General features: G+C 38.9%; 18 protein-coding genes. All 18 read right to left on the bottom strand.

Annotated elements, in window-relative coordinates:
- Positions 1-69: 69 nt before the first annotated feature.
- Complete coding sequence (locus tag AWW72_RS16045; protein ID WP_032868846.1) at positions 70-489, bottom strand: hypothetical protein; 420 nt, start codon at positions 487-489, stop codon at positions 70-72.
- A gap of 117 nt (positions 490-606) precedes the next feature.
- On the bottom strand, positions 607-765 hold the full coding sequence (locus AWW72_RS19355) for a hypothetical protein (protein ID WP_153561900.1): 159 nt from the start codon (positions 763-765) through the stop codon (positions 607-609).
- Positions 758-1,228, bottom strand: a complete 471-nt coding sequence (locus AWW72_RS16040) for a hypothetical protein (RefSeq protein ID WP_062847993.1) — start codon at positions 1,226-1,228, stop codon at positions 758-760. The genes AWW72_RS19355 and AWW72_RS16040 overlap by 8 nt, the downstream gene beginning before the upstream one ends.
- Complete coding sequence (locus AWW72_RS16035; protein ID WP_062847992.1) at positions 1,225-1,518, bottom strand: hypothetical protein; 294 nt, start codon at positions 1,516-1,518, stop codon at positions 1,225-1,227. The genes AWW72_RS16040 and AWW72_RS16035 overlap by 4 nt, the downstream gene beginning before the upstream one ends.
- Positions 1,511-2,359 carry a hypothetical protein gene (locus AWW72_RS16030; RefSeq protein WP_062847991.1) on the bottom strand — a complete coding sequence of 283 codons (849 nt, stop codon included), beginning with the start codon at positions 2,357-2,359 and terminating at the stop codon, positions 1,511-1,513. The genes AWW72_RS16035 and AWW72_RS16030 overlap by 8 nt, the downstream gene beginning before the upstream one ends.
- 2 nt (positions 2,360-2,361) lie before the next feature.
- Positions 2,362-3,063, bottom strand: a complete 702-nt coding sequence (locus AWW72_RS16025) for a helix-turn-helix domain-containing protein (RefSeq protein WP_032868843.1) — start codon at positions 3,061-3,063, stop codon at positions 2,362-2,364.
- Positions 3,063-3,746 (bottom strand): RusA family crossover junction endodeoxyribonuclease, encoded by a 684-nt coding sequence (locus AWW72_RS16020; RefSeq protein ID WP_062847990.1) that lies wholly within the window; start codon positions 3,744-3,746, stop codon positions 3,063-3,065. The genes AWW72_RS16025 and AWW72_RS16020 overlap by 1 nt, the downstream gene beginning before the upstream one ends.
- Complete coding sequence (locus AWW72_RS19695; protein ID WP_062847989.1) at positions 3,739-4,197, bottom strand: hypothetical protein; 459 nt, start codon at positions 4,195-4,197, stop codon at positions 3,739-3,741. Before AWW72_RS19695 ends, AWW72_RS16020 begins: the two co-directional genes overlap by 8 nt.
- Positions 4,194-4,943: a hypothetical protein gene (locus AWW72_RS16010; protein WP_062847988.1), complete on the bottom strand. Its 750-nt coding sequence runs from the start codon at positions 4,941-4,943 to the stop codon at positions 4,194-4,196. Before AWW72_RS16010 ends, AWW72_RS19695 begins: the two co-directional genes overlap by 4 nt.
- Positions 4,936-5,922, bottom strand: coding sequence for a YdaU family protein (locus AWW72_RS16005; RefSeq protein WP_062847987.1), 987 nt, complete (start codon positions 5,920-5,922; stop codon positions 4,936-4,938). Before AWW72_RS16005 ends, AWW72_RS16010 begins: the two co-directional genes overlap by 8 nt.
- Positions 5,922-6,077, bottom strand: a complete 156-nt coding sequence (locus AWW72_RS19345; RefSeq protein WP_155858565.1) for a hypothetical protein — start codon at positions 6,075-6,077, stop codon at positions 5,922-5,924. Before AWW72_RS19345 ends, AWW72_RS16005 begins: the two co-directional genes overlap by 1 nt.
- On the bottom strand, positions 6,074-6,406 hold the full coding sequence (locus AWW72_RS16000; RefSeq protein WP_062847986.1) for a hypothetical protein: 333 nt from the start codon (positions 6,404-6,406) through the stop codon (positions 6,074-6,076). Before AWW72_RS16000 ends, AWW72_RS19345 begins: the two co-directional genes overlap by 4 nt.
- The gene (locus AWW72_RS15995; protein WP_062847985.1) at positions 6,403-6,957 is read right to left on the bottom strand and encodes a hypothetical protein; all 555 of its coding nucleotides are present in this window, start codon (positions 6,955-6,957) and stop codon (positions 6,403-6,405) included. The genes AWW72_RS16000 and AWW72_RS15995 overlap by 4 nt, the downstream gene beginning before the upstream one ends.
- Positions 6,954-7,661, bottom strand: coding sequence for an ASCH domain-containing protein (locus AWW72_RS15990; protein WP_062847984.1), 708 nt, complete (start codon positions 7,659-7,661; stop codon positions 6,954-6,956). The genes AWW72_RS15995 and AWW72_RS15990 overlap by 4 nt, the downstream gene beginning before the upstream one ends.
- Positions 7,658-9,148 carry a hypothetical protein gene (locus AWW72_RS15985; RefSeq protein ID WP_062847983.1) on the bottom strand — a complete coding sequence of 497 codons (1,491 nt, stop codon included), beginning with the start codon at positions 9,146-9,148 and terminating at the stop codon, positions 7,658-7,660. The genes AWW72_RS15990 and AWW72_RS15985 overlap by 4 nt, the downstream gene beginning before the upstream one ends.
- Positions 9,145-9,654, bottom strand: coding sequence for a hypothetical protein (locus AWW72_RS15980; RefSeq protein WP_062847982.1), 510 nt, complete (start codon positions 9,652-9,654; stop codon positions 9,145-9,147). Before AWW72_RS15980 ends, AWW72_RS15985 begins: the two co-directional genes overlap by 4 nt.
- A complete protein-coding gene (locus AWW72_RS15975; protein WP_062847981.1) occupies positions 9,651-9,938 on the bottom strand; it encodes a hypothetical protein in 288 nt (95 codons plus the stop codon). The genes AWW72_RS15980 and AWW72_RS15975 overlap by 4 nt, the downstream gene beginning before the upstream one ends.
- Positions 9,935-10,765: a hypothetical protein gene (locus AWW72_RS15970; protein ID WP_062847980.1), complete on the bottom strand. Its 831-nt coding sequence runs from the start codon at positions 10,763-10,765 to the stop codon at positions 9,935-9,937. Before AWW72_RS15970 ends, AWW72_RS15975 begins: the two co-directional genes overlap by 4 nt.
- Positions 10,766-10,767 lie beyond the last annotated feature (2 nt).

Raw genomic sequence — 10,767 nt, 5'->3', positions numbered from 1 at the left:
CTCAAAGAGTGTTTTTTAATAACGTCATATTCTTTAAATAATCATTATCTTTAATATGGAAAAATATAATCAACTATTTTTAACTATTCCTAAAGCATCTCTCATACTTTCAACCTTCCACTTAGGCCAGCGTTTGACTACTTGCTCACATCTATCGAGATATTGTAGCAACGGTTCTGATTTCATACTCTCTAAAGTAGAGAATGCACAAATATTCTGCCCGTTGTTTGATCGTAGTCGATGTCCCACGGCGATTTCATCTGGCTCCGCCAGTCTGTAGTTATCGCCGTATTGCGTTAGTACCTCACCTGATTCTGACTCGTTAATTAGATATTTATTTCGCTGGAGTAGTTCATCCCAAACAATGCCTACTACCTCATCGACCTTATTAAAATCAGTGCCCCATAAGCCTAGATAAAGGACCTTATCACCTACATTAAATTGGTTTTTAGATTGGCTCATCATCGTCACCATAATAATCTTCATCATTAATGTCGTCGCCAAATATATCTTCATGTGAATCTTGGCATGGATAACATAAGCAAAGGCCAGCTACAAAATCACATGTATCTGGTCTTTTGCACCAATCACAAACGGCTATAACACTCATTCTGACTCACACTCATCTATCCAATTCTTTGCAGCGTCAAGGTTGGTAAATTCGTATTGGAAGTTGTAATTCATAAATAGAGCAAAGCCGCCCAACGGTTCTTCCTCTACAAACCAGCTAAATCTACCTTCATATTCATAAACAACATTAGCCATGGGAAACCTCTTTATTAAGCGCTTGTTCTAACTCATTTGTGGTCCCTTTTAAGGTTCTTAATAGTGAATCTATTAATTTGTATGCCTCATCAGGTGTATCAATCGTGCTTAAAATAAAGATTGAATCATCTACCCGCTTTTGTAGGGCATCATTCTTCTTACGCTCAATATCAATAACGTTATGCAAGATTCTGGAATCCTCACTGATTTTTAATTCCAGTTTTTCAATTTCGCTATTTCTCTCCTTTAGTGCTGAAGTCTTCAACTTAACTTCTTCATTCAAAAATTGAACAATGTTCAAATCTTGGGAATTATTAAAAACATGGGTGAGATAGTTCTCACTGCAATTTTCATTCTTTGCTTGGCAATACTTAATAAATTTTTCTAACATTTCACTGCTCCACATAACGATTGAAGAACCCACTTCACATAATTCACGATGAGTTAATTTTGCTTGTGTCATGCTATGGCCTCTTGTTCTTCATTATTAATAATTGCCTTAACTCTAACGATTGGCGTTAATTGCTCTGTGCTGTACCACCAGCCATCATCAAGCAAATACATACGTTTGAAATAAAAGTACCAAAGCCTTTTTACTTTTTTGATCTTGCAGCGCTTGTAACATGAATGTTGCTTATAATGAAGATTGTAGTATTCCTGCATATATGCACTTGTGTACACAATGAGGTTTGTAAGGTTTTGGTCTGCCATTATTTTTACAGCTACGGTCTCACCAACTTGGAAATTACACATTTTCAAACTCCTCTTGTTCAGGATCACCGGCTTCAATCATTGCCACCTTACGAGCAAAAGCAGCTTTTTTATCTGCGGCCATTTTCTCTTTGGCAAGTCTTAGTTTTTCCTCGGCATCAGCGATTACAGCCGAACGTTTAGACTGTACTTCCGACTGATCTTTGAGTTCTTCCAATTCAAAGCCCCAGAACAAGGCTTCGGATTTGGCAATGTTGGCTAAGGTGATACTTTGCTTTACATTCAGGTCCACAATCTGGCTGATCAGGCCCATTTTGAATTTCAAGCCATTGATGATGTTAATAGCCTCTTTATCTTCAGGATCTAGATTACTTACATCTAGTTTTAAGACTTCATCTCGGATATGAATAACGCTTGTAATTGTATCGCCAGCAAGTTCACCCAAATTAGCCAACCTATAGCGGTTTTCCTTAATGATTTGAGCTGAAGTTAAGCGGTTAAAATCAGCCTTACTAAAATCATTTTCTGACTTTGATTTTTGACCCCAGACTTCTGCAATATTTGACGGCTTTTTGACATTATTTTGACTAGTACTATCTCCTTCATTATCAGAAGTTTGTGAATCGTCATGACTAGTCTTTTTGCTAGTCAATTTTTTAATTTCTTGATTCAGTTCACGGGCAGATTTTTTGACTAGATTTTTCGTGCACTTTTTCCATTTCTCAGCGATTGCTTTACGGCGCACAACGGAAGGAGAAGGCATATCACAGCCTAGCTCCTCACCCACTTGGTCAACTAATTTTTGCCATGTGATCTTTGGGGATGACTCATAAACCGCTTTGAGTCGATCCCATATTTCCTGTGAATATGATTGAACTGCCATATTTAGGTACCCAATGCATCACCAGAGAAAAAGTCACGTTGTGCTTCAATTTTATCTTCGGTCAGAAGTGTTGTTTGAGTGAAGCGGGTTTTACGCTGGCTTTTCAGGTCCTGAATTAATTTTTCCTGTATGTCATCCTCATCACGGTCAGTAATATCTTCTAAACCTTTGGCTAGATTGGTGAATTGAATTGCGCGGTCCTTGTCACACTCTTTGATCGTTTGCATAAGTTCAATCATTTCAGGTTGAAGCTTTTCCTGTTGATCACGATCCAAATTCATAAACTTTTTGGCGACTGCCTTTGATTGTTCTAATAGTCTTACCTGTAATGCTGGTGGGAAAGAAGCAATGTGTTTTGCACATAACAAAGCCATTTGAGATGTCACGGCATTTAAATTCTCAGCAAGCAAATCACCAAGACCATTAAATAGTATCCCTGCCACTGATTCCGTTTCGTTTAATTCAGGGTTGATCGTAAAACCCAACACCCAATCAACCGAGCAATGGTAAAGACTGCACATCACCTGCAATAATTCTGCATCTGGTAAAGTTTTGCCGTTTTCCATTTCTGAAATACGGTTCTTTTGTGCAACACCGAACAACTCAATCGCTACTTCATCTTGTCTTAATCCAGTACGTTCTCTTGCTAACGCGAGTTTGCGTCCAATCATTACGCGTTTTTCTAAATCTGTTCTTTTAGCCATTACGCAACTCTCCCAGCTAGCCAGTCAAAGTCTACTTTTCTATCCAGCCAATTTGTTTCGCTGATAAAGACACATGACAACCAGACACAACCGTTTTCAATAGGTTCAGCAAATTCAATTTTTTCTTTAACAAAAATGTTGTCATCCTTAAAAAGCAGCTCGGCACCTTTTAAAGAGTCAATTAATAATTTTGGATAGTTATCTATATCGAAGCGTGGATAAGTGCTTGCGCTATAACTACGATCTTTTCGTGGTGGCTGAATAACCAATCTAATCTCACATTGCTGTGATATTGCTTTCCACTTCATGGCCTTGAAGATAGGCGCATAAATTTCATGTACGCGACGTTTAAACTTCTTGGCACCTAACGAAAGACTATTTCGCTGTTTGCCCGTGCTCTCATCAATAGTGGCACGCCAAATATCATTAGCGCTGATGCCATAGGGTAATTTCACTGTAATAAAACCATCACCAGTAATCACAAAGCCGCCTGTGCTGCCCTGATGCATCAAATCACCTTTTACCTCTTGGGTTGTGACCGCGCATGGCAAAATAACCTTCTTATCTAAGGCACGGCGAACTCTCGCTTGGCGGTTCGTTTTACCTTCTGCATGAGGATTCATTGCAAAGAAATCGACTTTACCTTTAGACCATTGTTCCCATAAATTGCGACTTTTACCCATGGCAAGCACCCTCCACTTTTAAAGTTTTGAGTTGTTCACGACATGAGTGCAAAACCTTCCATAGTTCAAAGGCAACACGGATCACCAGATTTTTATAGCCATCAATGGAGTCATAAATAAATAACTCTGGCCCATGCTGATAAATGAGTATTGATGAATAGAAATCTTGGCTCTTAATCCAGTTCTCAAATTCTTCACGTAATTGTTTGATAATTTCCTGTGAAGTTAGCTGAACAAACTTTTCAGGACACATAAATGGGGTGCCTAGTTCCAATTGTCCGTAGACATAACCATCTTCGTGACGATCAACTACCGCATCACCTTTAATATGGATACCTGAAAACTCAGTTCTAGAATCACTCACAAAATCTACGTGTACTCTATTACCCTTTTTAAATTGCGTTGTTTTCGCTTCTACCTGCTCTTTTGTTAGAGCTAATGTCTGATTCATGCTGTGCCACCAATATGCTTAATAACGGTTTTAGGGACATTCAGACCATCACGCTCACAAGCTTCTAAATATTCACTGGGTTGATCAAATGGATCAGGCCATGGTTCTTCAGCTGCTGGACATCCCAAATTAGATTTGGGTTTAAGTTCCTGCGGCTTTGGGACCTCACGGTTGTTGATATTTAGCTTCTTCTTCAATGCGTTAAGGCGCTGTACAGCTTCATCATTAGATACAGCAATATGTTCCTTTTTCTTATGTTCCAATTGTTTTGGTGGCACATACATTTCTTGTGTTCGACCGACATGCTGTGCCTTAGCCACAAATGCATTGTAGGTATTAATAAATTGCTCCCGTGCAGGTTTCATATATCCATCATTGATAAATGATTGCACTTCATCCAAAGCGACTTTGGTAATTTGAGTAATAGGTACACTCTTATCAGCCGTGAATCTGCAAGCTCTGGCCCATGCTTCATCTGCCGACATCCATGTTTCACCAATACACCAGTCACGGAAATCAGAGAACGAAGGCATGAATTTATTACCCGATTTCATTAATCGTGTACGTGCACGTTCAAACTGCTCTTTAGAAACATCACACAAGCATTCCATTGCCTTTGATTCAACAAACGCCATAGGAACTGCCATTTCACCCGTTGTAGGGAAATTCTTATTAAATTGCGCTGCGTAAAGTACACGTAGGTCCATTATCAAGGTGCGAATTTCAGTTATCGTGATTTTATGCATGCCCATACTCCAAATTAGCCAACAACTTTTTTGAAGGGGTTACATCCACCATGCCCGCGGATGATCCAGGTTGTTCTTCATCAACGATGCGCTCAAAATAGCTTTTGGTAGGTTGATCAGTGATTGTCGGTTGACTGGCTTTTTCCTGCTTCTCACGACGCTTAATCACATCTTGGATATTGTTCTGAATCCATGTAAGCCATTTTACGAACCAAATACTTGGTGTGTTTTGTTCGTTCTTAGCTGCAAAGAAATCACAATAGCCCTGTAGCAATGTTTGGAAGTCAGTTGAAGATATTCCGTCGTGTCTAGGGATAGCCAAATCAAAGAAGTCCATCTGGAATTGTGGGTACTGATTGGCTAGCTCAAGAAGTGAATAAAAACCTCTGTCCTGTACCTGGTAGGTTGCAAATTGAATCGGTGGCAACGATGAATTTTCTACGCCCGCGTTATTACCATCACTATCTTGGTTAGATGGTTCTTGGTTTGATGGTTCGATGGTTATTGGTTTAGGCTTTTGTTGGCTTTCATCTGGGTTATCTTGGGTAAGCGGTGGGTTTATTTCGCTTTCTGTTGGGTTATCTTGGGTTTGTTCAGTTAGTTGTTCCCCTTCCTGAGATTCACCAGAGTTACCACCTGATTTGTTTTTATTTTTAGAACCGTTAGGTCGACCACCTTTCTTACCATTCTCTGACTGTTTTGCTATATATGCCTTATATGCAATCAAATCCTCTTGAATGTGGTTTTGGATATACACACCTTCCTCATTTTTATTGAAGAATTTTTTCAAGATAAATTTAACTGCTGCAATTTCTTCATCAGATTCTGCCCAAACCCAATCAATTGCCTGCTCTTCTGTTGGGAATGCCTCACGGTCATAACATGCGTCCATAAGCAAGTTATAAACACCGTGTTGAAGGATATTAAGGCGACCTGCTTTACGATGGTAATCACCGATTTTTTTCTCGTAATAATGCATTAAGCCACCTCTTTCTTAAAATGTTTCAATCTTTCTTTTTGCAGCGGTTCATAATCTGGATATGCTGGTGTGCTGATACACTTCTTCACCGTTGTTTCCTGATCATTTAATTGCTTCATAATTTGGCTGAAATAACCAAATAAAATTTGATTCATGTCTCACCTAACCAATGACATTCAATTTCAAATGAATCTGAATCTGAAAACTTTTGCTTTGCTGCATCTGATTTAAAGTATTGATAGAAGTCTAACTCCCACGACTTATTGTCCTTGCAGTTAAGAGCTTTGGTAATTTTGCAAAAATCGTGTTTTAACTTCTCAAAAAGAAAATGGGTATCATTGAAAATTAACTTTTGATGTTGGGGCAACTTGTCTTTGATTAATTGAATGAAACGCTCAAATTCACTTTCACCAAACACACCTGATACTTCCGTGTTTGACCATTCATAATCAGATTCGGTAACTGTTAAGATAAATACTTTCATACAGCACCACCTTTAACGACATACTTAATCTCACCATTTAAAATGGCTTGAATTAATCGTTTGTGCTGTGGTGCCCAATAAAGTGACTTGACGTAAACTCTCAATTTTCCGTAATCGTGTGATTTACGTTTGATAAACCAGTCTGCTTCTTTTCGAGTTAAGAAAACGCCAACATCAAACCATTCAGTTTTAAAGCGGGTTTTGTATAAATGTAGATCATTGGCATTGGAAAAGGCTTCAAGCGCTTCATTCTTTTCTCTTTCATCAAGATCACAAAAAAGTTCACTATGATTTGCCAAAGCTAATCCATTCAGTGCATGTTTATCTTCTGCATCAAGTTCATCATAGTAATGTTGAGCACTATCAAACTCTGTACCTTCCTCACCATCAATCCAGCACTCTTTATCGGAATATTCAGAATTTAGCCCATAAACCTTTTTTTCTTCCTGAACGTGAAAAATCGGACTTGCAGTGCCAACATTAAATTCTGTTTGAGATGTTTTAAGATCAGCGACCAGTGACAACCATTCTTCTAATGTAAATTGGCTCATACAGCACCACCTTGAATCAAATTAAATTCAACTACCCAAACCCAAGGGTTTTCATCCCATGAGCCTTTCCCGTTTATGGATTCCCACAAATTCCCAAATGCATGTCTTGCTGTCATTAAGCATTGATCATGGTTTGAAGATTGCTTCCATAACCAACCTGGATTCGGATTTCCAAAGTGATTTTGACCATAATCTGTAAAGGTCATACCTTCAGCAATTGCATCTGCTTCAGAAATATCCTTAAGGCGTTCAATGCGGATGTTTGTAATTTCAAGCTGAATACGAGATGCCCAACGCGGCATATGAATTGAAGGTCGTTTTTTCACTGTCCAATCATTTGGTGCTTCGCCATCAGCTACATACGCGGCTTGCTTATGTCCGAAGAATTGATATTCATCATCATCAGGATATGAACGTCCTACTGTACCTTTCTGATACCACGTTTCCCGAACCCATAGCTGATCACCAACTTCACCAAAAGGGTTACAAGTTTCTATTAACCCACGCCAAAGACCCTTGTAGTCTTGGAGCTCTTTTTCAACGTGAACCATTGATTGCACAGCATTACTAGGCCACCAATGTCCACCACGATCTTCATCACAAACAGTTGGTTGAGGCTTAACTAAGCGACGAGTTTGAGTCTTACGACCTTCCAAAATCGCCCGCACCATTTCTGTATTGAATAAAATTGGACGTTCTTTCATGCCGCAACCTCCTTTTTAGTTAAGTCACACCATTCCACAAACGCCTCTAGCATTGGTTTTAGCGCATATTCATCGGACCAACCCGCAAATCCAATAAAACCATTTTCCTCAAACTCTACTGCTTGACGTCCAGTAAAATAATTTGCATCACATTTAATTAAGGCATGGGCCATACCACCTTCATCAGTGAATTGGAAAGAAATGTTCTTGTGGCAACGTAATGATTTATCAAAAATGCCGCTTGCCTTTAAACGTTCATCTAAAAGCGCATGTAACTTTCTGATCCGAGCCAGAGTGATATGACCGAAATTTAGGCCAATTTGAGTAAAATACTTGCGCGCCTGCTCCCTCGTGATAAACAAGCCTTTGTCATTAAATTCGCTGTCAAAAAGCGCTTGTATTTTTTCTGCAAACGCTAAATTGCCTTTGTTTTTAGCATCAAAAATTACTTGGCTTAGGATATTTCTACGCGTTTTCTGATTAGCCTTAATTCGAACATCATGTGGCTTTTCAACATATAGACTATTGCTGCTTTCAATTGCATAGCCATATTTTCCAGTTACGACCCACCACATACTGTTTGAACGATAATAAACCTTGCCAACATTTAGCCGTTTTTTTCTTTCATAAAACCAAACTTGTAATCCTTGGACCAATCGTTTCTTGTCGGCACTTTGATTGTTATATTCCGAGGTATACCCATATGAAGATGCTTCCAATTTTTCTAATGTGATGCCATCTGCTTTATAGTCCTCTTCAATCCACTCAAGTGCTGTCAAACCTTCTGGCCCAACGATTTCAAAACGACTTTTTCTTTTAAAATCTTCTTCAAAAGTAAAACCGTAGCACTCCATGAACAATTTTTTGATTCGATTGCGAGTACGCTTCATTTCCAGCAACATTAAATAAGGCATTAACTTCTGTTGGTTATGTTCGTATCTGCCACCATGATCTGGACGGTTAGGTGCATTAACATTTTGGTAAAAATGGAAAACCACACAGCCGTTTTCTACTTCAACATCAAGTCTTAAATCACCTTTTCGACAATATTTATGATCTGGACTGGTAAAAATATTGGTTTGCTGCTTTATCGAATAGCCCAAATTACTTAGCTCGGTTAGAACCGTATTAAATACCTGAATATGTAACTGAGAATTCCAATGTGCTTCCTCTTCTGACCAACTTTTAAAACTCGGTCTATCTACTTGAATACACATAGAAGCATCACCAAAGGTCATTTTTCCTGTAAATGTGATAGCAGGATCGATTTGATCAACTTCTAAAACTCGGCGTTTAAGTCTGACTTCTTCCCATGTAGCTTTGCGCTCAATGGCTGACAATGAAATTGTCGATTCAGATTTAGTTTTCTGATTACTTATACGAATTTTTGTGGTCTTTTTACCTTTTATTACTTTCTCGATGCGATAAATACTGTTTGAACACGCTTTTAGAATGTAATCCTCTGCTCTGTATATAATCTGACTCATGCCACACCGCCTTCAACTACAGCAAATTTGATCGCCCACATAAACTGATTTGGGTATTTGTCAATTTGTTTAGGATTTTTGGGAACTACACTTATTTCTTGGATTTCAAGAAGTAAGCGCGAATGATGTCGCGGCATTTTGGGCGCAGGCTTCCATTTGATTGCCTGCGCTTTGCCAGTACAGTCCATACAGTAGACAGCAGTCGGTTCTGAGGCTTTGTAGACCAGCTTTTCGTGTGGGGTACCACCTAGATTCTGGATTTTGGTTCCGAATGCTTCACGGACAAAAAGACGATCCCCTACTTGACCATAAGGGCAAAGCACTGTTCTAACGTGCTGGGTATCTGGTTCATCACAAGGGATTTCTTCCATAGCAATATGTTTGCCACCCCAGCCAATAATTTGACCGCCACTTTTCGGCTTAACTTTTCTTCTGATTTGAAGATTTGAATTGTTTAAAATCGCGTTTACTTCCAACGCGTTCATATCAATTGGACGAGCACTCATGCAACACCTGCCCGTGCTTCATCAGCAACTACTACAAAGATATTTTCCCCGTGGAAACTGATTAAATTAGAATTAAACAGTGATGATTCAATTTGGTCGCAAATTTCATCTTTGATTTGTTGCTCAAAAGCCAATCGCGCTTTCCAATCTTCACGCCAAACATGTGTTTCTGGTGACGAAGCTTGAATTGCCTCTTGCTGCATTTCTAATAGCAGTGCAATTGCGGTTTTATGGAAATGAAAAATACTTGAGATTTCTGGACGATTATTTTTATTAGTTTTCATGCTTTAGCACCCACCAAAGCCTGAATACGCTCATTATCCGCTTTAGTACGACAATCCTTAGTCATACTGAACCATAGTAAATAGGCACCATCAGCCTGATTATCAAAAGCATCAGCTTCTTGTTGAGCACCGTTCTGAGCTGCTACATATTTTTGAGTATTGAAAAACTCAATCTGTGCAATTGTGGCTTGAGTAAGTTGAAGATATGAGAAGTTCTGGACACCAGAATCATCAAAAGTCGGGATAATTTCGGGTTTGTATTGATCTAATACATTTCTTAAATCATCCAGAGAAACACTGGTAGAAATTGCTCTTTTGAAGCCAAGCATACGTAACTCTTGCAGAGCCCACGCACCATCTACCCATAAAGAAAGTGTCTTATCTAAGAAATTGATCTTTTCGAAATAACGATCAAAATGTGTAGCCCCCTTGGGTGCGGTATCAAGAATGTATTGGATAGCGGTAAGGCCACCAAAGAACTCAATGAAATATCCGTGACAGGCATCTCTTAGATCATCAATTGAAATTAAATCATCATGAGTTTTAGAGTCATAATAATATTGCTTTTGAATCGAGAACCACGAAAAATCATCGGGATTGTCATTAAGTATTTTAAGCGCCTGGTTAATTCCACCAACGGTACTTAGAAGCTTTTGCTGCATTTGTTTAACAGCATCTTTTACATATGCCGTATCTGGAGCAACACCTAATGCGAATTCTTGCTTTTCAACATGCTGAATCAAGCAATGACCGCATTGTTCCCCTTTATTTTTAAATTCCGTGCATTTGTCTGCACAGCTATGTTCTGATAGAGTAATTGAGTTCATTT

This window comes from Acinetobacter sp. NRRL B-65365, from assembly GCF_001605865.1.
In the GTDB taxonomy this organism is placed as follows: Bacteria; Pseudomonadota; Gammaproteobacteria; order Pseudomonadales; family Moraxellaceae; genus Acinetobacter; species Acinetobacter vivianii.
Note: the sequence above shows the minus strand (reverse complement) of the source record. Positions and strands in the feature narration are given on the sequence as shown.

Coding starts and splice junctions, on each gene's coding strand:
- AWW72_RS16045 (WP_032868846.1), bottom strand. CDS start 489: ATGATGAAGATTATTATGGTGACGATGATGAGCCAATCTAAAAACCAA.
- AWW72_RS16020 (WP_062847990.1), bottom strand. CDS start 3,746: ATGGGTAAAAGTCGCAATTTATGGGAACAATGGTCTAAAGGTAAAGTC.
- AWW72_RS15980 (WP_062847982.1), bottom strand. CDS start 9,654: ATGAGTGCTCGTCCAATTGATATGAACGCGTTGGAAGTAAACGCGATT.
- AWW72_RS16035 (WP_062847992.1), bottom strand. CDS start 1,518: ATGTGTAATTTCCAAGTTGGTGAGACCGTAGCTGTAAAAATAATGGCA.
- AWW72_RS19345 (WP_155858565.1), bottom strand. CDS start 6,077: ATGAATCAAATTTTATTTGGTTATTTCAGCCAAATTATGAAGCAATTA.
- AWW72_RS16000 (WP_062847986.1), bottom strand. CDS start 6,406: ATGAAAGTATTTATCTTAACAGTTACCGAATCTGATTATGAATGGTCA.
- AWW72_RS16040 (WP_062847993.1), bottom strand. CDS start 1,228: ATGACACAAGCAAAATTAACTCATCGTGAATTATGTGAAGTGGGTTCT.
- AWW72_RS19695 (WP_062847989.1), bottom strand. CDS start 4,197: ATGAATCAGACATTAGCTCTAACAAAAGAGCAGGTAGAAGCGAAAACA.
- AWW72_RS16030 (WP_062847991.1), bottom strand. CDS start 2,359: ATGGCAGTTCAATCATATTCACAGGAAATATGGGATCGACTCAAAGCG.
- AWW72_RS16005 (WP_062847987.1), bottom strand. CDS start 5,922: ATGCATTATTACGAGAAAAAAATCGGTGATTACCATCGTAAAGCAGGT.
- AWW72_RS16025 (WP_032868843.1), bottom strand. CDS start 3,063: ATGGCTAAAAGAACAGATTTAGAAAAACGCGTAATGATTGGACGCAAA.
- AWW72_RS15995 (WP_062847985.1), bottom strand. CDS start 6,957: ATGAGCCAATTTACATTAGAAGAATGGTTGTCACTGGTCGCTGATCTT.
- AWW72_RS15975 (WP_062847981.1), bottom strand. CDS start 9,938: ATGAAAACTAATAAAAATAATCGTCCAGAAATCTCAAGTATTTTTCAT.
- AWW72_RS16010 (WP_062847988.1), bottom strand. CDS start 4,943: ATGCATAAAATCACGATAACTGAAATTCGCACCTTGATAATGGACCTA.
- AWW72_RS19355 (WP_153561900.1), bottom strand. CDS start 765: ATGGCTAATGTTGTTTATGAATATGAAGGTAGATTTAGCTGGTTTGTA.
- AWW72_RS15985 (WP_062847983.1), bottom strand. CDS start 9,148: ATGAGTCAGATTATATACAGAGCAGAGGATTACATTCTAAAAGCGTGT.
- AWW72_RS15970 (WP_062847980.1), bottom strand. CDS start 10,765: ATGAACTCAATTACTCTATCAGAACATAGCTGTGCAGACAAATGCACG.
- AWW72_RS15990 (WP_062847984.1), bottom strand. CDS start 7,661: ATGAAAGAACGTCCAATTTTATTCAATACAGAAATGGTGCGGGCGATT.